This is a genomic window from Micromonospora palythoicola (assembly GCF_036689795.1).
GTDB lineage: Bacteria > Actinomycetota > Actinomycetes > Mycobacteriales > Micromonosporaceae > Micromonospora > Micromonospora palythoicola.
Genome location: NZ_JBAGKI010000023.1, coordinates 1 through 17,913, shown reverse-complemented (window position 1 = coordinate 17,913; position 17,913 = coordinate 1). Strand labels below are relative to the sequence as shown.

Here is a 17,913-nt window from a genome sequence, read left to right as displayed (position 1 = left end):
CGCGTCCTACCATCCGTTGATGAGCGAACCGCGGTCAAGCGAGTCCGGTTTCCCGATCAAGGGCGTCTACACGCCCGACGATCTTCCCGGCGACCTGGACTCCCGGCTCGGCGCACCGGGTGAGTTCCCGTACACCCGTGGGGTCTACCCGACCATGTACACCTCCCGTCCGTGGACGATGCGCCAGTACGCGGGCTTCGGTACCGCCACCGAGTCCAACGCGCGTTACCACCAGTTGTTGCGGGCCGGCACCATGGGCCTGTCGGTCGCCTTCGACCTGCCCACCCAGATGGGGTACGACTCCGACGACCCGATCGCGCACGGCGAGGTGGGCAAGGTCGGCGTGGCCATCGACTCCATCGAGGACATGCGGCTGCTGTTCGACGGCATTCCGCTGGACAAGGTCTCCACCTCGATGACGATCAACGCGCCCGGCTCGGTGCTGCTGCTGCTCTACCAACTCGTCGCCGAGGAGAACGGGGTGCCGGGTTCGGCGCTCAACGGCACCATCCAGAACGACATCCTCAAGGAGTACATCGCCCGGGGGACGTACATCTTCCCGCCGAAGCCCTCGCTGCGGCTGGTCGCCGACACCTTCGGCTACTGCCGCAGCGAGGTGCCGAAGTGGAACACCATCTCCATCTCCGGCTACCACATGGCCGAGGCCGGCGCCTCGCCCGTGCAGGAGATCGCGTTCACGCTCGCCAACGGGGTGGAGTACGTCCGGGCGGCGATCGCCGCGGGGCTGGCCGTGGACGACTTCGCCCCCCGGCTGTCGTTCTTCTTCGTCGCCCGCACCACCCTGCTGGAGGAGGTGGCGAAGTTCCGGGCGGCCCGGCGGATCTGGGCCCGCGTGATGCGTGACGAGTTCGGCGCGAAGAACCCGAAGTCGATGATGCTGCGCTTCCACACCCAGACCGCGGGCGTGCAGTTGACCGCCCAGCAGCCCGAGGTGAACCTGGTCCGGGTGGCTGTGCAGGGGCTCGGCGCGGTGCTCGGTGGCACCCAGTCGCTGCACACCAACAGCTTCGACGAGGCGATCGCGCTGCCCACGGAGAAGGCGGCCAGGCTGGCGCTGCGTACCCAGCAGGTGTTGGCGTACGAGACCGACCTGACCGCCACGGTCGACCCGTTCGCCGGCTCGTACGTGGTGGAGGCGATGACCGCCGAGATCGAGACGGCGGCGGACGCGCTGATGGCCCGGGTCTTCGAGCACGGGTCGGCGGTGGACGCGATCGAGGTCGGCTTCCAGAAGCGGGAGATCGAGCAGTCCGCGTACCGGATCGCGCAGGAGATCGACTCGGGTGAACGGGTGGTGGTCGGGCTCAACCGGTTCACGATCGACGCCGAGGAGCCGTACGAGCCGCTGCGGGTCGATCCGGCGATCGAGGCGGCGCAGGCCGAGCGGCTGGCGAAGCTGCGGGCCCAGCGGGACTCGGCGGCCGTGGAGCGGGCCCTGGTCGAGCTGCGGGAGGCCGCCGCCGGCACCGCGAACGTGCTGTACCCGATGAAGGCGGCGCTGCGCGAGCGCGCCACCGTCGGTGAGGTGTGCGGGGCGCTCCGCGAGGTCTGGGGTCGTTACCAGCCCACCGACCGGTTCTGACCGGCGGCTCGTGCCGAGCCCGGTCCGTCGCCGAGCGTGTCGAACGGGCCGCACCCGGGTACTCCGCTGTCGGTGATCACCCAGACGCACACGGTGTGCGGTCGTCGGGGTGCGGTGCGTGTGAACGTCCTCGGGTGATCGTTGCAGTGCGTGGTCGGGAAATTGTCGTACCGTCAGTTCATCGGCACGACTAATGCGACAATTCGGAACGGCGACGCGGGTTCCGAGAAGATTCTCGGCGCTCTCGGCACGATTACGCGTTGTAGGAGGTGAGGGGTGGATGACGGCGTATGACCGCGATCTACCTGCTGCGCCGCCCGCCTACGGACGCTCTCAGCAGGGCATACGTGACGCTGCGCGGTCCGATCATCACTGGAACGAGGTTGCGCAGAGTCACCGTCGGGGGTCTACGCTGTCTGCTGTTCCCGATGATCCATCCATTTCTAGTGATCGAAGAGAATTCGACGTGACGAGTGCGTTGACGATGCCTACCGGTCACCAACTGGCGCCGTCCTGGCCGGACGGGCCGACCGGTTCCCAGCCCCTGCCCTTCGAGTTGGACCACCTGCTCGCCCTCCGGGTACCGGGCCTGATCGCCACGCGCCGTCACATCCACTCGCACCCGGAGCTGTCCGGCGCGGAGTTCGAGACCGCGGCCCTGGTCGCACGGGAACTCTCGCTGGCCGGATTGCAGCCGCGCCTGCTGCCCAAGGGCAACGGGGTGATCTGCGACATCAACGGCCGCCCGGACGGTCCGGTGATCGCGCTGCGCGCCGACATCGACGCGCTGCCGCTGACCGACGTCAAGGACGTGCCGTACCGCTCCACGGTCGACGGGGTCTGCCACGCCTGCGGTCACGACGTGCACACCACGATCATGTTGGGCGTCGGCATGCTGCTCGCGCAGCTGGCCGACCTGGGCGAGCTGCCGGGCCGGGTCCGGCTGATCTTCCAGCCCGCCGAGGAGATCCTGCCCTGCGGCTCACTCGAGGTGATCGAGGCCGGTGGTCTCGACGACGTGGTGCAGATCTTCGCGCTGCACTGCGACCCGAACCTGCCCGTCGGTCAGGTGGGCCTGCGGGTCGGTCCGATCACCGCCGCCGCCGACAACGTCACCGTCCGGCTCACCGGACCGGGCGGCCACACCGCCCGCCCGCACCTGACCGTGGACCTGGTGGACGCGCTGGGCCGACTGATCACCGAGGTGCCGGCCCTGGTCAGCCGCCGGGTGCCGGCGAACAGTGGACTGCTGCTGGTCTTCGGACACGCCTCCGCGGGCACCCGCTACAACGTCATCCCGTCCGAGGCGTCCGCCTCCGGCACGCTGCGGGTGATGGACCGCGACACCTGGGAACTGGCCCCGAAGATCGTTTCGCAGGTGGTCCGGGACGTCATCGCGCCCACCGGGGCCACCGTCGACCTGGAGTACCTGCGCGGTCGCCCACCGGTCTGCAACGACGCGCGGGCCATCGGGGTGCTGAACGCGGCCACCGCCGCCGCGCTCGGCCCGGAGGGCATCGCGGAGACCCCGCAGAGCATGGGCGGCGAGGACTTCTCCTGGTATCTGGAGTACGTCCCCGGTGCCCTGGCCCGCCTCGGGGTCGGCCGCTCCGGGCCGAACGTGGATCTGCACCGGGCGTCGTTCGACGTGGACGAACGGGCCATCCCGGTGGGCGTACGCCTCATGGTGCAGACCGCGCTCCAGGCACTGGCGGCGGCACGCTGACACCCGGCGGTGGTGGCGCGCCGACCGGCGCGACCAGCGCCGGCACCGCCGGTCGGTTCCGGCGCCGACGACGGGCCAGCCACCACAGCGCCCCCAGCGGTACGCCGAACGCCAGCAGCCACGGCAGGATCGCACCCAGCACGGTGAGCAGGATGGTCATCGAGGACAGGAAGACCTGCCAACCACCCTTGAGACCGACCAGGAAGCCGATCTGGTCCTCCTCCTCGGCGCTGGTGACGCCCGGACCCACCAGGGTGACCGTGATGGTGGACAGCGCGGTGAGGTCGCTCAGCCGCCGCTTCTTCGCCTCCAGCGACGCGAGGTCGGCCTCCCGGCGGGCCAGTTCGTTCTCGATGCTCACCAGGTCGCCTATCGAGTCGGCCTGGGCGAGCAGCCGTCGGGCACTCTCCACCCGGGCCCGCTGGCTGGCGATCCGGGCGTCGAGGTCGATGGTCTCCTCGGTGACGTCCTGCGTGCCGATCTCCCGGCGCTCCTGGGTGCCGAGACCCGCCAGTTCCTCCACGACCGCGTAGAACCGCTCCGCCGGCACCCGTAGTTCGAGGTCGGCCACCGCGTCCGCGTCGGTACTGCGGCGTTGGTCGCCGCCGACGAAGCCGCCGGCCCGGGTGGCCGCCGCGGCGGCGTCCCGGGCGGCGATGTCCACATCGTTCACCTGGACCCGGATCGATCCGGTGTAGATGATGGACCGCTGGTCGACCCGGGTGTCCGCCGCCGCCCCGGCCCCGCCCTGCGCGTCACCGCCGGCCTCCGCCGGGGCGCCCCCGCCTTCCTGGGCCGGCGCGGCGGCGCTGTCGGTGGTCCCCGAGTCGCTGCCGCTGCCGCAGCCGGCGAGCATCAGCAGCGCGGCCAGAGTCGCCACCGCCGCGGTCCCGTGCCGGCGGGCTCTTCGCATCTCCATCCCCGTTCCCCTCTCTGCTGCCCGAGCGGGCAATGGCTCGGACGCCACACACCACCGCGCGGGTTCCGGCAGACTGCGCTCAGGACGTCACGAATCGATATGGGAGGCATCACGATGCGGCTCACCAAGTACGCCCACTCGTGCCTGCGGGTCGAGCACGACGGGGGAGTGCTGGTCATCGACCCGGGGATGTTCAGTGAGCCGGCGGTGGCGTTGGACGGGGCCGACGCCGTACTGATCACCCACGAGCACCCGGACCACCTCGACGCGGCGGCGGTGCACCGGCAGTTGGCGCGGCGCCCCTTCGTCATCCACGGCCCGGCGTCGCTGGCCGGTGCCCTCGGTGACGCGGCCGACGTGCTGCGTCCGGTGTCTGCCGGCGAGGCGTTCACCGCCGCCGGCATCCCGGTACGCGCCCACGGCGGCCGGCACGCGGTGATCCACCCCGACATCCCCGTGATCGACAACCTCGGCTACCTGCTCAACGACGTCGTCTATCACCCGGGTGACGCCCTGTACGTCCCGGACGAGGTCCAGGTCGACACCCTCTTCGCCCCGATCCACGCCCCCTGGTCGAAGTTCTCCGAGGTGGTCGACTTCATCCGGGCGGTGGCGCCGCGTCGGGTCTTCGCGCTGCACGACGCCCTGCTCAACGACAACGGCTACGCGGTGCTCGACCGGCAGTACACGGCGCTGTCCGGCAGCGAGTACCAGCGGCTGGAGCCGGGCAGCCGGATCGACGGCTGAGCGATGCCCGGCCCGCCTCCCGACCTCGTCGAGCGGCTGTACCGCACGCCGCCGGACCGGTTCGTCGCCGTCCGGGACGACGCCGTGGCACAGGCCCGCCGCGCCGGTGACCCGGGCACCGCCCGGGAGATCGCCCGGCTGCGCCGACCCACCGTGGCCGCCTGGCTGGTCAACCTGCTCGCGCTGGAGCGACCGGAGCTGGTGGCCGAGCTGGCACAGCTGGCCGAAGCGTTGCGGGAGGCGCAGCGGGAGCTGCGCGGTCCGCGGCTGCGGGAGCTGTCCGCGCAGCGGCGGGCCGTGGTCGGCGCGCTGGTCGCCGAGGTGCGCCGGCTCGCCGCCGGCGTCGAGGGTGCCCCGTCGGGCGGGAAGCTGCCACTGGCCGAGGTGGAGGCGACCCTCAACGCCGCGCTCTCCGACGTCGAGGTGGCCGAGCAGGTGCGCTCCGGGCGGCTGCTGCGTCCGGCCCACTACGCGGGGTTCGGCGAGGTACCCCGTCCGCAGCTGCGCCTGGTCACCGGCGACGAGGAACCGCCGCCCGCCGCGCCGGTCCGGCAGCGCCCACCGGACCGGGGTGCGCTGCGCGCCGAGCAGGCGCAGCGGGCCGCCCGCGCCGAACGGTCCCGTCGCCGCAGGGCGTTGCAGAAGGAGCTGGACCGGGCGCGTACCGACCAGGATCGGGCCGAGACGGACCTGGCCGGCGCGGTCGAGGCCGAGCGCGAGGGGACAGCCGCGCTGGACGCCGTCGAGGCGGAACTGGCCGAACTGGAACGCCGCCGGGCCGTGGCCGAGCAGGAACTCAGCCGCTCCCGGCTGGCTCGGCGGGCCGCCGAACGATCGGTGAGCGCCGCCCGTCGACGGGCCGGCGAGGTCGAGGCCGCCATGGAGGCACTGGACGCCGAGGAGGGGGATGCCGACGCCGACGATTGACCGGCAGACTGGTCCCCCATGGACGGACCTTCGGGTGGATCCTTCACGTACCCGGCGTCGGGTGGACCACGTGCGGGCGGGGCGGGATGACGCCGGAGCAGGTCGCGGCGGCCAGCAAGCCGGCGGTGCTCATCCTCGGGGAGGCGTACACCAGGTGCCCGACCACGCTGCGTCGGGCTCGGCTGCTCGGCATCTCCGGGTGGGCCTTCTACGTCACCGGTCGGGCCGGCGCGCTCGGTGACGTGCGGGCCGAGACCGTGGCGGCGGCGCTCGGCTTCATCGCCCCCGACGCCGTCGCCGACGGCTGGGACGCCGCCGCCCGCACGGTCCGGCCCGCCGAGGTGGCCGCCGCCAGCCTCGCCGAGTGCTGCCGGTGGGGTGAGGAGGTGCTGGGTGACCTGCCCCGCGTCGACCGCCTCGCGGTGCTCGTGGAACGGGCCGTCGCAGCGGCCGACGCCAGTGCGATGCCACTGTTCGCGGCGTGGCGGGCCATGCCGTCGGACGCGGCGACGGCCGGTGCCCGGGTCGCCGCCGGCCTACGCCTGCTGCGCGAACACTTCACCGGGGCGCACCTGGTGGCCGTACGCGCCAGCGGGATGACGCCGCTGGAGGCGGTGCTGTCCGGCCCGGAGGGGGCCAGCGGGGCGATGGCCTGCGGCTGGCCGCCACCGTACCCACCGGTCGGACCGCTGGTGCGGCGGCGGCTGTGGGCCGAGGCGATGACCGACCGGCTCGTCGCCCCGGCGTTCACGGCGCTCGGTCCCGCCGACGGTGCGGAACTGGTCGAGCTGCTGACCCTGGCACGGACCCACGCACAGCGCTGAGAACCGGGCCATCCCGGGACGATCTTCCCGAGACCCGGGGTCGGCGCCCGGCGCCATCACCACCGGTAGCAGACTGGAGCGGTGGGAGACGAGCTACGCCGACGCGGTGCCGGTGGGCCGGGACCGCAGGTCGGTGACGTAGTCGTCCGGCGCGCCCGCCTTCTCGGCGGCGTTCGCGATCTCCGAGAGGTACCAGGACGTGGGCAGGCCGCCCTCGTAACCGTCGAAGACGTAGACCCAGGCGGTGACATCGCCGTCCAAGGTCGAGACGCGGACGGTCAGCTTCCGGTACGTGCCGGAGGTGACCCCCTCGATCTCGTCCAACTGGGCCGCGTCGTACGGGTGGATGTCGTAGAGCGCCACGAACACCCGGTCGCCGGGCGACTCGACCACGGTGCTGACCGCGCCCTCCCAGCCGATGACATCCTCACCGGCGAAGGTGAGCCGCCAGCCTTCCAGCCAGCCGATGCCCACCATCGGGGAATGCGGACAGTAGGCACGCATTCGCGCGGGGTCCAGGTTCGAGCCGTAGGCGGCGTAATGACGCACGGCGATGACGATAGCCCGGCCGGAGCGTGGGGGAGAATACGACGGTGCGTGTCGGACGCGCCGGGGAGAAGAAAGTCACTGTGAGCATGGAGGAAGGGCGGTCGTGGTGAGCCGGATCGTGATCATCGGCGGGGGGCCGGCGGGCTACGAGGCGGCACTGGTGGCGGCCCAGTTGGACGCCGACGTCACAGTCGTGGAGGCCGAGGGCGCCGGTGGCGCCTGCGTGCTGTCGGACTGCGTACCGTCGAAGACGTTCATCGCCAGTTCGGAGGTGGTGACCGGCTACCGCGACACCGAGGTGTTCGGGGTGCACTCCGACGGGCTGGAGGCGGTCACCGTCGACGCCCAGGCGGTCAACGACCGGGTCAAGCGGCTCGCCCTGGCACAGTCCGCCGACATCCACGCGAAGCTGGTGAAGGCCGGGGTCACCTTCGTGTCCGGGCGCGCCCGGCTCGGCGAGGACACGCTCGGTCACACCCACCGGGTGATCGTCACGCCGGACGGCGAGGAGGCCGCGTACGCCATCGACGCCTCGACCGTGCTGATCGCCACCGGTGCCACACCCCGCCAACTGCCCACCGCGCTGCCCGACGGTGAGCGCATCCTGACCTGGCGGCAGGTGTACGACCTGCCCGAGCTGCCCGAGCACCTGATCGTGGTCGGGTCCGGCGTCACCGGTGCCGAGTTCGCCAGCGCGTACCTCGCGATGGGCGTCGAGGTGACCCTGGTCTCCAGCCGCGACCGGGTGATGCCGCACGAGGACGCCGACGCCGCGCAGGCGATCGAGCGGGTCTTCCGGACCCGGGGCATGAGCATCCTGAACAACTCCCGCGCCGAGGGCGTCCGACGCACCGCCGACGGCGTCGAGGTCGAGCTCTCCGACGGCCGTACGGTCACCGGGTCGCACGCCCTGATCGCGGTCGGTTCGATCCCCAACACCGCCGAGCTGGGCCTGGCCGAGTACGGCGTCGAGTTGGCCCGGGGTGGCTACGTGACGGTGGACCGGGTTTCCCGGACCAACGTGCCCGGCATCTACGCGGCCGGCGACTGCACCGGCGTGCTGCCGCTGGCCAGCGTCGCCGCGATGCAGGGCCGGATCGCGATGTGGCACGCGCTCGGTGAGGCGGTCCGGCCGTTGCGGCTGCGTACCGTCTCGGCGAACGTCTTCACCGACCCGGAACTGGCCACGGTCGGGGTCTCGCAGGACGAGGTGGACGCCGGCAAGGTGCCGGCGCGTCAGGTGATGCTGCCGCTGGGTGGCAACGCCCGGGCGAAGATGGACGAGATCCCGGACGGCTTCGTCAAGTTGTTCTGCCGCCCGGCCAGCGGTCAGGTGATCGGCGGAGTGGTGGTCGCACCGAAGGCCAGCGAACTGATCATGCCGATCACGCTGGCCGTGGAGAACAACCTCACCGTCAACGAACTGGCGCAGACCATCACCATCTACCCCAGCCTCTCCGGCTCGGTCACCGAAGCCGGCCGCCAACTGATGCTCCACGAGCTGGAGTAGGCGATGACGGTGAGCAGGGCCACCTCGGCGAGGATGAGGAAGCGCTCGATGAGGCCGTAGTAGGCGCGGTCGCCGGGGTAGGCGGACCAGGCCATGACCGTGGCCAGCAGCAGGCTGGTCACGGTCAGCACCCGCAGCCAGCGCCCGGCCCGGGCACCGGCGGGCAGCCGGGCGGCGAGCAGCCAGCCGGCCACCGGCAGCGCCACGAAGGCGATCACCGAGGCGTACCGGTGCACGTGAGCGGCCGTACCCATCTCGGTGCCGGGCGGGTTGGTCGGCACCAGACCCGACACCAGCAACCCGCCCGCCCAGGCCGCCAACAGCCACTCGGCGGCGGCGGATCGTCGACCGCGCGGTGGACCGAGTCGGCCCAGCGTCGGGATGAGTACGGCGGAGGCGGCGGCGAGCAGCAGCATGGCCACGTGGATGATCCCGCCGGAGTCGGAGACGGCGTAGTCGCTGACGGTCAGGCTGACCGGATCCAGGTCGTCGACCCCGGCGTGACCGATGACGGTGAGCACCGCCGCGACGACGATCCCAGCGAGGGCCAGTGTCCCGTGGTGCCGGATTCCAGGCATGTCTCAGCCTGTCGTCGCGGGTACCTCGGGCGGATCCGGGACGAGCACCGAAATCCGACCCCGGGACCACCCCGACGGGTCATCCGGTTTTCCCCGGGTGACCGGCTGCTCCGGATGGTCGGGCACCCGGCCGGCGGTACTCCTGACCGGATGCGCGGCGCACGCGTGCGGGGTACCCGTGACATATCGATGGTGGTTGACGGCGAGGCGCGGTCGCCGAAATCTCCCTCGGCGGCGTACCGTTGTCGGCGCGCGGCCCGGCGAGCGTCGGGTCCCCCGTTCCTGACGCCCGGGCCGCCGCCGGGCCGCTGGCAGGTCCCGTGCCAGCGGCCCGGTCAAAAGAGGTGCGGCGGTGCGCGGGGCGGGCGTACGCTTCCGCGCATGTGCAGTGCGGTGCTGACGACGACGCCGGGGAAGCCTGGCGCGCCGCACTGACGTCTTCGTCTATCGAGTGCCCCGGGCGATCCGCCCGGGGCACTCGTGCGTCGTGGGTCAGGGGTCGTGTCGGGGCGTACCGCCAAGGAGCCTGTCATGATCGACCACCGCCGGCTGGGCCGGGACCTGGACCTGTTCGCCACCGATCCGCTCTGCGGTGCCGGCCTGCCGATCTGGCTGCCGGCCGGTGCCGCCGCCCGGCACGCCGTCGAGGAGTACCTGCGTGACCTGGAACGCCGGGCGGGCTACCAGCAGGTGTACACCCCGCCGCTGGGCCGGCGGGAGCTGTTCGAGGTCTCCGGGCATCTCGGCTACTTCGCCGCCGAGATGTTCCCCGCGATGCGGCCGGGGGAGGGCGACGACGAGTTGCTGCTCCGGCCGGCGCTCTGCCCGCACCATGCCCTGGTGTACCGGTCCCGTGGGCGTTCCTACCGGGAACTGCCGCTGCGGGTCTCGGAGATCGGGGGCATGTACCGCGCGGAACGTTCGGGAGTGCTCGGCGGGCTCTCCCGGGTGCGCGCCATCACCCTCAACGACGCGCACAACTTCTGCACCCTGGAGCAGGTTGGCCAGGAGGTGTCGGAGATCCTGCGGCTGATCCGGACCGCGCACGCGGCGCTGGGCGTGCGGCCGGCGGGGGTACGGCTGTCGCTGCGCGGGCCGGGGGAGAAGTACGTCGGCGACGACGCGCAGTGGGCGCGGGCCGAGGACCTGCTCCGCGCCGCGCTCGACGGGGAGCCGTACACCGAGGTACCAGGCGAGGCCGCCTTCTACGGTCCGAAGATCGACATCCAGGTGCGGGACGCGGCCGACCGCGAGTACACCCTCTCCACCGTCCAGCTCGACTTCGACAAGCCGGAGCGGTTCGACCTGGCGTACACCGACGGCGATGGTGCCCGCCGGCGTCCGGTGATGGTGCACCGCAGCCTGGCCGGCAGCATGGAGCGGCTGTTCGCGTACCTGATCGAGGTGCACGGGGGGGCCTTCCCGCCCTGGTACGCGCCCGTGCAGTTGGTCGTCCTGCCGGTCGGCGACGACCAGGCCGAGGCCGCGGCCGACCTGGCTCGGCAGGCCACCGAGGCGGGACTGCGGGTCGAGGTCGACCACGCCGGCTCGCTCGGTGCCCGGGTCCGCGACGCGGTACGCCGCCGGATCCCGTACGCCGCCGTGGTGGGTGCCCGGGAGGCGGCCGACGGCCGGGTGGCGTTGCGGTTGCGCGACGGCCGCTCGCTGGAGCCGCAGCCGGCGGCCGAGGCGATCGGGCTGATCGCCTCGGTGGTGGCCGCCCACTCCGGAGACCTGCTGCCCGGCAGGTAGCCGGCACGGCCGTCACCAACTGGTCGGCAGGGGCATGCCCTCGGTGTAGCCGGCAGTGCTCTGCACGCCGATCAGCACCCGCTCGTGGAACTCGTCGAGGGTGCGCGCACCGGCGTAGGTGAAGGCGCTCCGCACCCCCGAGATGATCTCGTCGATCAGGTCCTCCACCCCGGGACGGGTCGGATCCAGGTACATCCGGGCCGACGAGATGCCCTCCTCGAAGATCGCCTTGCGGGCGCGGTCGTAAGGGCTGTCGTCGCCGGTACGCGCGCTCACCGCCCGCGCCGAGGCCATGCCGAAACTCTCCTTGTAGCGCCGGCCCTCCTCGTCGGTGAAGAGGTCACCGGGGGACTCGTAGGTGCCGGCGAACCAGGAGCCGATCATCACGTTGGACGCCCCGGCGGCCAGCGCCAGCGCCACGTCCCGAGGGTGCCGCACCCCACCGTCGGCCCAGACGTGGCGACCCAGGGCCCGCGCCGCCGCCGCGCAGTCCAGTACCGCCGAGAACTGCGGCCGACCGACTCCGGTCATCATCCGGGTGGTGCACATCGCGCCCGGACCGACACCCACCTTGACGATGTCGGCACCCGCGTCGACCAGATCGCGTACCCCGTCGGCGGTGACCACGTTGCCGGCCGCCACCGGCACGGCCGGGTCAAGGCCCCGTACCGTCCGCAGGGCGGAGATCATTCGCTCCTGGTGGCCGTGCGCGGTGTCCACCACCAGGGTGTCCACCCCGGCCTCCAGCAGCGCCTTCGCCTTGCCCGCCACGTCGCCGTTGATGCCCACCGCCGCCGCGATCCGCAGTCGACCGTGGGCGTCCACCGCCGGCTTGTAGAGCGTCGCCCGCAGCGCACCGGGACGGGTGAGCACGCCGACCAGGCGGCCCGCGTCGTCCACCACGGGTGCCAGTCGCCGCCGGCCCGCCGAGAGCCGGTCGAAGCCGGTACGCGGATCCGCGTCGACGGGCACCGTGTGCAACTCGGTCGACATCACGTGCCGCAGTTGGGTGAAACGGTCCACGCTGACCGTGTCGGCCTCGGTCACCACCCCCATCGGGCGGCCGTCGTCGTCCACCACGATCACCGCACCGTACGCCCGCTTGGGCAGCAGGTGGATGGCGTCACCGACGGTGTCGTTCGGGCCTAGCGCGATCGCCGTGTCGTGCACCAGGTGCCGCTGCTTGATCCAGGCGACCACCTCCGCCACCACGTCGATCGGGATGTCCTGCGGGATCACCGCGATGCCGCCGCGTCGGGCCACCGTCTCGGCCATCCGCCGGCCGGCGACCGCCGTCATGTTCGAAACGACCAGCGGGATGGTGGTACCGGTGCCGTCACCGGTGGCCAGGTCCACGTCGAGGCGCGAACCCACCTCCGAGCGGGCCGGTGCCATGAAGACGTCGTTGTAGGTCAGGTCGTACCCGGGATTCACGCCGTTGAGGAACCGCACCCGGCCATCATGACTCAGCTGAGTAGCAGGGCCACCGCCACTGCGATCATCACCACCGCGATCACGCCGTCGAGCACCTGCCAGACCCGCCGGCGTGCGAGCAGTGGGGCGAGCCGGTACGCGCCGGCTCCGAGGGCGGCGAACCAGAACACACTGGCGCTGGCCGCGCCCACCCCGAACAGCCACCGGTGCGGGTGCTGCTGGGCGACGCCGCCGAGGAGCAGCACCGTGTCGAGGTAGACGTGCGGGTTGAGGTAGGTGAAGGCGAGGCAGGCCAGCAGCGTCGGGCCGAGCCGGGCCGGGGGCCGGTCGGCCGGCGTGAGCGCGGCGGGCCGCAACGCCCGGCGGGCGGCGAGTGCCGCGTACCCGAGGAGGAAGGCCGCCCCACCCCAACGGATCGCGGTGAGCAGGACCGGGCGGCCGGCCACGATCGAGCCCACCCCGGCGATGCCCACCCCGATCAGCAAGGCGTCGGAGAGCGCGCAGGTCAGCACCACCGGCACCACGTGCTCCCGGCGCAGGCCCTGGCGCAGCACGAACGCGTTCTGCGCGCCGATGGCGACGATGAGGGCGATGGAGAGGGAGAAGCCGGCGACGACGGAGGTGAGCATGCGGCCGACGCTAGAGGTGCCTCTTTCCTGAGTCCAGCTAAAGATTCTTCAGCTGGTTAAGCTCACCTACATGAGTGGCGTCGACTCCACCCAGCTCCGTACGCTCGCGGCCGTCGTCGCCGAGGGCAGCTTCGAGGCGGCGGCCCGCCTGCTGCACGTCACGCCGTCGGCGGTCAGCCAACGGATCAAGGCGCTGGAGGAGACCGTCGGACAGGTGCTCGTCCGCCGCCATCGGCCCTGCGACGCCACCGAGGCCGGTCGCCCACTGCTGCGCCTGGCCGGCCAGCTCGCGCTGCTGGAACGGGAGGCGCTGGCCGACGCCCGAGGCCCGCTCGGCGGCGACCGGGGGCGTACCCGGGTCGCCATCGTGGTCAACGCCGACTCGCTCGCCACCTGGTTCCCGGCCGCCCTGGCCCGGCTGCCCGAGCAGCCGGAGTTGTCCTTCGACATCCGGCAGGACGACCAGGACCACACCGCCGAGCTGCTGCGCGCCGGCACGGTCACCGCCGCGGTCACCGCCCAGCGCGAAGCCGTGCAGGGCTGCCGGGTACGCCGGCTCGGCGCGATGCGCTACCGGGCCCTGGCCACGCCCGCGCTTGTCGACCGCTGGTTCGCCGACGGGCTGACCCGCACGTCGGCGGCCGCCGCGCCGGTGGTGGTCTTCGACCGCAAGGACCGCATCCAACACCGCTTCCTGCGTACGGTGACCGGACGCGACCTCGATCCGCCCGTGCACTACGTGCCGTCGGTACCCGCCTTCAACGAATCGATCCGACTCGGGCTCGGCTGGGGGTTGATGGCCGAGCAGCTCGCCGACGCCGACGTGGCCGCCGGGCGCTGCGTGGACATCGCCCCCGGACGCGTGCTGGACGTGCCGCTGTACTGGCAGCACTGGCGGCTCGACTCGACGGTGCTGACCGCGTTGACCGCCGCCGTCTGCGCCGTCGCCGCCGAAACCCTCCGCTGACGTCCGGTCACGCCTCAGGCGATGGTGCAGATCGCCGCGCCCGCGGTGATCACCGCACCGACCTCTGCCGACAGGGCACTGACCGTACCGGCCTTGTGGGCGTGCAGGGGTTGCTCCATCTTCATCGCCTCCAGCACCACGATCAGGTCACCCTCGGCAACCGTGTCGCCGTCGGCGACCGCGATCTTGACGATGGTGCCCTGCATGGGCGAGGTGAGCGAGTCACCGCTCGCCGCCGCGCCCGCCGTGGTCCCGCCGCCCCGGCGGGTGGGCTTCCGCGCGGCTGGCGCGGCGGCACCGGCCGTACCAGCGCCGAGACCGGCGGGAAGGCTCACCTCCAACCGCTTGCCGCCCACCTCGACCACGACGGTCTCGCGTTCCGCGGGACCGGCGACGGCTCCGGCGGCGGCGGTGAACGGCGGCACGGTGTTGTCGAACTCCGTCTCGATCCACCGGGTGTGCACGCGGAACGGCTCGGCGGTGAACGCCGGGTCGCGCACCACCAGACGGTGGAACGGCAGCGCCGTGGCCATCCCCTCGACCACCATCTCGTCAAGCGCCCGGCGGGCCCGCTCCAACGCCTCGGTCCGGGTCTCACCGGTGATGATGACCTTGGCGAGCAGCGAGTCGAAGTTGCCGCCGATCACGTCGCCGGCCGAGATGCCGGCGTCCACCCGTACCCCGGGGCCGGTGGGCAGCCGCAGCGCGGTGACGGTGCCGGGGGCGGGCAGGAAGTTGCGGCCGGGATCCTCGCCGTTGATCCGGAACTCGATGGAGTGCCCGCGCGGGGTCGGGTCCTCGGTGAACCGCAGCTTCTCGCCGTCGGCGATGCGGAACTGCTCGCGGACCAGGTCGATGCCGGCGGTCTCCTCGGTGACCGGGTGTTCCACCTGAAGTCGGGTGTTGACCTCCAGGAAGGAGATGGTGCCGTCGTTACCGACCAGGTACTCGACCGTGCCGGCGCCGTGATAGCCGGCCTCCCGGCAGATCGCCCTGGCACTGTCGTGGATCTGGGCCCGCTGCGCGGCGGTGAGGAACGGTGCCGGCGCCTCCTCGACCAACTTCTGGTGGCGGCGCTGCAACGAGCAGTCCCGGGTGCCCACCACGATCACGTTGCCGTGCTGGTCGGCGAGGACCTGCGCCTCCACGTGGCGGGGCTGGTCGAGGTACCGCTCGACGAAGCACTCGCCCCGCCCGAACGCGGCGATCGCCTCCCGGGTGGCCGACTCGAACAGCTGCGGGATCTCCTCCATCGTGCGGGCCACCTTCAGCCCGCGCCCACCGCCGCCGAAGGCCGCCTTGATCGCGACCGGCAGGCCGTGGTCGACGGCGAAGGCCAGCACCTCGTCGGGGCCGCCGACCGGGTCCGCGGTGCCGGGGACCAAGGGGGCGCCGGCCCGCTGGGCGATGTGCCGGGCGGTCACCTTGTCACCCAGGTCCCGGATCGCCTGCGGGGTGGGACCGATCCAGGTCAGGCCGGCGTCGATGACCGCCTGGGCGAAGTCGGCGTTCTCGGAGAGGAAGCCGTACCCGGGATGCACCGCGTCCGCGCCGGAACGTCGGGCGACGTCGATCAGCTTGTCGATGCGCAGGTAGGAATCCGCGGCGGTGTCACCACCGAGGGCGTACGCTTCGTCGGCGAGCGTGGCGTGCAGGGCCTCCCGGTCCGAGTCGGCGTACACCGCGACGCTGCCCAGGCCCGCGTCCCGGCAGGCGCGGATGACCCGGACGGCGATCTCGCCTCGGTTGGCGATGAGTACCTTGCGCACCTGGTGGCTCCTCCCGGCGGGTTACTGACCGGGAGTTTATCGGGCACCCCGATGGCCCTAACGATCGCTCAGTGTGGGATGGCGCACTGTCCGGGCGCGGTAATTGAGCGGCGTGGTGTCGTACCGATGTGGTCGAGTGCCGGTGACGATGATGGCCGACAGCGGCCACGAGCGGGGAGCAGGACATGATCGAGACCAGAGGGCTGCGGAAGTCGTTCCGCAGCCGGGCCGGTCGGGAGACGAAAACCGTCGAGGCGGTACGCGGCGTCGACCTCGACGTCCCGGCCGGTGAGATCTTCGGGTTCCTGGGCCCGAACGGTGCGGGCAAGACCACCACGCTACGGATGCTGGCGACCCTGATCGAGCCGGACGGGGGCCAGGCCACCATCGCCGGCGCCGACCTGCTCAAGGACCCGGGTGAGGTGCGTCGCCGGATCGGCTACGTGGCCCAGGGCGGCAGCACCTGGGACGAATCCACCGGTCGCGAGGAACTGGTGCTCCAGGCCCGGATGTACGGCATCCGCAAGACCGAGGCGCAACGACGGGCGGCCCGGGCGCTGGAGGCGTTCCAACTCGTCGAGTTCGCCGACCGCAAGTGCAAGACGTACTCCGGTGGCCAGCGACGCCGGGTCGAGATCGCGCTCGGCATCATCCACGAGCCGAAGATCGTCTTCCTGGACGAGCCGACCACCGGGCTCGACCCGCAGAGCCGCGCGCACATGTGGGACGAGATCCGCCGGTTGCGCGCCGACGGAATGACGGTCTTCATCACCACGCACTACCTGGACGAGGCCGACGCGCTCTGCGACCGCATCGCGATCATGGATCACGGCGAGGTGGTCGCCGAGGGCACGCCGGCCGACCTCAAACGGGAGATCTCCGGTGACGTGGTGCAGGTCGGCCTGGACGTCACCGCCACCGGCGAGGCCCAGAAACTGCTCGACGGCGAGGAGTACGTGAACCGGCTGGAACTGCTCGACGAGGGCGGGTTGCGGCTCTTCGTCGACGAGGGCGCCACCGCCATCCCGCGGATCCTGCGCCGGGTCGACGCGGCGGGTCTCGACCTCAGGTCGATCGAGCTGCACCGCCCGAGCCTCGACGACGTCTTCCTCACCAAGACCGGCCGCTCGCTGCGCGAGTCCTGACCCGACCCGGAGATCTCATGAAGCTCGCTCGCGACACCTGGTTGATCTTCCAACGGCAGCTGAACCTGCTGCTGCGCAACCCCGTGTGGGTCTTCGTCGGTGTCTTCCAACCGGTGATGTACCTGCTGCTCTTCGCCCCGCTGCTCAAGCCGGCGCTGGGCGCGCCGACCCAGGCCGAGGCGTACAAGATCTTCGTGCCCGGTCTGCTGGTCCTGCTGGCCATCTTCGGTGGCCTCTTCCAGGGCTTCGGCCTCATCGCCGAACTACGGGCCGGGGTCATCGAACGCTCCCGGGTCACTCCGGTCAGCCGGCTCGCCCTGCTGCTCGGCCGGTCACTGCGCGACGTGGTGTCGCTGATGACCCAGGCCGTCATCATCACGCTGCTCGCGCTCCTGTTCGACCTGCGGGTGTTCATCGGTGACCTGTTGCTGGCGTACCTGATGCTCGCCCTGATCGCGCTGATGACCTCGGCGGTCTCCTACGGCGTCGCGCTGAAGGTGAAGAGCGAGGACGCCCTGGCGCCGCTGATGAACACCGTGGCCCAGCCGGTGCTGCTGCTCTCCGGCATCCTGCTGCCGCTCGCCTTCGCCCCGGGCTGGTTGCAGGGCGTCGCCAAGTGGAACCCGTTCTCCTGGGCGGTCGACGGCACCCGCGCCCTGTTCAACGGCGACATCGGCGACGACCGGGTCTGGCAGGGGTTGAGCATCATCGCGGTGCTCGCCGCAGCCGGCGTCTACTGGGCCGCCCGCCAGTTCGCCCGCAGCGTCCGCTGACCCACCCCCGCCGGTCGGTCGCCGGTCCGGCCGGGTGGTTGGCGGCCCGGGTTGCGGCATG

General features: G+C 71.9%; 16 protein-coding genes. 10 read left to right on the top strand and 6 right to left on the bottom strand.

Going from position 1 to position 17,913, the window contains the following annotated elements:
• Nucleotides 1-19 precede the first annotated feature (19 nt).
• Nucleotides 20-1,603, top strand: a complete 1,584-nt coding sequence (locus V5O40_RS13050) for an acyl-CoA mutase large subunit family protein (protein WP_269739862.1) — start codon at nucleotides 20-22, stop codon at nucleotides 1,601-1,603.
• A 466-nt stretch (nucleotides 1,604-2,069) separates the two neighbouring features.
• Nucleotides 2,070-3,329 carry an amidohydrolase gene (locus V5O40_RS13045; protein ID WP_332905676.1) on the top strand — a complete coding sequence of 420 codons (1,260 nt, stop codon included), beginning with the start codon at nucleotides 2,070-2,072 and terminating at the stop codon, nucleotides 3,327-3,329.
• On the opposite strand, the gene V5O40_RS13040 is transcribed toward V5O40_RS13045, so the two are convergent.
• Nucleotides 3,286-4,248, bottom strand: coding sequence for a DUF4349 domain-containing protein (locus V5O40_RS13040; RefSeq protein ID WP_332905675.1), 963 nt, complete (start codon nucleotides 4,246-4,248; stop codon nucleotides 3,286-3,288). The genes V5O40_RS13045 and V5O40_RS13040 overlap by 44 nt on opposite strands.
• A 114-nt stretch (nucleotides 4,249-4,362) precedes the next feature.
• On the opposite strand from V5O40_RS13040, the gene V5O40_RS13035 reads away from it, so the two are divergent.
• The 3 genes from V5O40_RS13035 to V5O40_RS13025 all read left to right on the top strand — a co-directional run bounded on the left by V5O40_RS13035 (nucleotide 4,363) and on the right by V5O40_RS13025 (nucleotide 6,746).
• The gene (locus V5O40_RS13035) at nucleotides 4,363-4,995 is read left to right on the top strand and encodes an MBL fold metallo-hydrolase (RefSeq protein ID WP_332905674.1); all 633 of its coding nucleotides are present in this window, start codon (nucleotides 4,363-4,365) and stop codon (nucleotides 4,993-4,995) included.
• A gap of 3 nt (nucleotides 4,996-4,998) precedes the next feature.
• On the top strand, nucleotides 4,999-5,922 hold the full coding sequence (locus V5O40_RS13030; protein ID WP_332905673.1) for a hypothetical protein: 924 nt from the start codon (nucleotides 4,999-5,001) through the stop codon (nucleotides 5,920-5,922).
• An 86-nt stretch (nucleotides 5,923-6,008) separates the two neighbouring features.
• Nucleotides 6,009-6,746: an SCO6745 family protein gene (locus tag V5O40_RS13025; RefSeq protein ID WP_332905672.1), complete on the top strand. Its 738-nt coding sequence runs from the start codon at nucleotides 6,009-6,011 to the stop codon at nucleotides 6,744-6,746.
• A 93-nt stretch (nucleotides 6,747-6,839) separates the two neighbouring features.
• On the opposite strand, the gene V5O40_RS13020 is transcribed toward V5O40_RS13025, so the two are convergent.
• On the bottom strand, nucleotides 6,840-7,295 hold the full coding sequence (locus tag V5O40_RS13020) for a gamma-glutamylcyclotransferase (RefSeq protein WP_269739856.1): 456 nt from the start codon (nucleotides 7,293-7,295) through the stop codon (nucleotides 6,840-6,842).
• 106 nt (nucleotides 7,296-7,401) lie between these two features.
• On the opposite strand from V5O40_RS13020, the gene V5O40_RS13015 reads away from it, so the two are divergent.
• The gene (locus V5O40_RS13015; protein ID WP_164446144.1) at nucleotides 7,402-8,805 is read left to right on the top strand and encodes an NAD(P)H-quinone dehydrogenase; all 1,404 of its coding nucleotides are present in this window, start codon (nucleotides 7,402-7,404) and stop codon (nucleotides 8,803-8,805) included.
• Here V5O40_RS13015 and V5O40_RS13010 read toward each other — a convergent pair.
• Complete coding sequence (locus tag V5O40_RS13010; RefSeq protein ID WP_332905671.1) at nucleotides 8,739-9,383, bottom strand: DUF998 domain-containing protein; 645 nt, start codon at nucleotides 9,381-9,383, stop codon at nucleotides 8,739-8,741. The two genes, V5O40_RS13015 and V5O40_RS13010, sit on opposite strands and share 67 nt — an antisense overlap.
• Nucleotides 9,384-9,914: 531 nt before the next feature.
• On the opposite strand from V5O40_RS13010, the gene thrS reads away from it, so the two are divergent.
• Entirely contained in the window at nucleotides 9,915-11,135 is a 1,221-nt protein-coding gene (gene thrS, locus V5O40_RS13005) for a threonine--tRNA ligase (protein ID WP_332905670.1), read from the top strand.
• A gap of 12 nt (nucleotides 11,136-11,147) precedes the next feature.
• On the opposite strand, the gene V5O40_RS13000 is transcribed toward thrS, so the two are convergent.
• Both V5O40_RS13000 and V5O40_RS12995 read right to left on the bottom strand, forming a co-directional pair.
• On the bottom strand, nucleotides 11,148-12,587 hold the full coding sequence (locus tag V5O40_RS13000; RefSeq protein WP_332905669.1) for a GuaB1 family IMP dehydrogenase-related protein: 1,440 nt from the start codon (nucleotides 12,585-12,587) through the stop codon (nucleotides 11,148-11,150).
• A 14-nt stretch (nucleotides 12,588-12,601) separates the two neighbouring features.
• The gene (locus V5O40_RS12995) at nucleotides 12,602-13,198 is read right to left on the bottom strand and encodes a LysE/ArgO family amino acid transporter (protein WP_332905668.1); all 597 of its coding nucleotides are present in this window, start codon (nucleotides 13,196-13,198) and stop codon (nucleotides 12,602-12,604) included.
• 70 nt (nucleotides 13,199-13,268) lie between these two features.
• On the opposite strand from V5O40_RS12995, the gene V5O40_RS12990 reads away from it, so the two are divergent.
• Entirely contained in the window at nucleotides 13,269-14,165 is an 897-nt protein-coding gene (locus V5O40_RS12990; protein WP_332905667.1) for a LysR family transcriptional regulator ArgP, read from the top strand.
• 14 nt (nucleotides 14,166-14,179) lie between these two features.
• Here the strand turns inward: V5O40_RS12990 and V5O40_RS12985 are convergent, their stop codons facing one another.
• Nucleotides 14,180-15,934: an acetyl/propionyl/methylcrotonyl-CoA carboxylase subunit alpha gene (locus V5O40_RS12985; protein ID WP_332905666.1), complete on the bottom strand. Its 1,755-nt coding sequence runs from the start codon at nucleotides 15,932-15,934 to the stop codon at nucleotides 14,180-14,182.
• A 185-nt stretch (nucleotides 15,935-16,119) separates the two neighbouring features.
• Here V5O40_RS12985 and V5O40_RS12980 point away from each other — a divergent pair, with 185 nt between their 5' ends.
• Together V5O40_RS12980 and V5O40_RS12975 are read left to right on the top strand one after the other, a co-directional pair.
• On the top strand, nucleotides 16,120-17,079 hold the full coding sequence (locus V5O40_RS12980; protein WP_332905665.1) for an ATP-binding cassette domain-containing protein: 960 nt from the start codon (nucleotides 16,120-16,122) through the stop codon (nucleotides 17,077-17,079).
• 17 nt (nucleotides 17,080-17,096) lie between these two features.
• The gene (locus V5O40_RS12975) at nucleotides 17,097-17,852 is read left to right on the top strand and encodes an ABC transporter permease (protein ID WP_281566010.1); all 756 of its coding nucleotides are present in this window, start codon (nucleotides 17,097-17,099) and stop codon (nucleotides 17,850-17,852) included.
• The last annotated feature ends 61 nt before the right edge of the window (nucleotides 17,853-17,913 follow it).

Coding starts and splice junctions, on each gene's coding strand:
- V5O40_RS13050 (WP_269739862.1), top strand. CDS start 20: ATGAGCGAACCGCGGTCAAGCGAGTCCGGTTTCCCGATCAAGGGCGTC.
- V5O40_RS13040 (WP_332905675.1), bottom strand. CDS start 4,248: ATGGAGATGCGAAGAGCCCGCCGGCACGGGACCGCGGCGGTGGCGACT.
- V5O40_RS13035 (WP_332905674.1), top strand. CDS start 4,363: ATGCGGCTCACCAAGTACGCCCACTCGTGCCTGCGGGTCGAGCACGAC.
- V5O40_RS13030 (WP_332905673.1), top strand. CDS start 4,999: ATGCCCGGCCCGCCTCCCGACCTCGTCGAGCGGCTGTACCGCACGCCG.
- V5O40_RS13025 (WP_332905672.1), top strand. CDS start 6,009: ATGACGCCGGAGCAGGTCGCGGCGGCCAGCAAGCCGGCGGTGCTCATC.
- V5O40_RS13010 (WP_332905671.1), bottom strand. CDS start 9,383: ATGCCTGGAATCCGGCACCACGGGACACTGGCCCTCGCTGGGATCGTC.
- thrS (WP_332905670.1), top strand. CDS start 9,915: ATGATCGACCACCGCCGGCTGGGCCGGGACCTGGACCTGTTCGCCACC.
- V5O40_RS12995 (WP_332905668.1), bottom strand. CDS start 13,198: ATGCTCACCTCCGTCGTCGCCGGCTTCTCCCTCTCCATCGCCCTCATC.
- V5O40_RS12990 (WP_332905667.1), top strand. CDS start 13,269: ATGAGTGGCGTCGACTCCACCCAGCTCCGTACGCTCGCGGCCGTCGTC.
- V5O40_RS12980 (WP_332905665.1), top strand. CDS start 16,120: ATGATCGAGACCAGAGGGCTGCGGAAGTCGTTCCGCAGCCGGGCCGGT.
- V5O40_RS12975 (WP_281566010.1), top strand. CDS start 17,097: ATGAAGCTCGCTCGCGACACCTGGTTGATCTTCCAACGGCAGCTGAAC.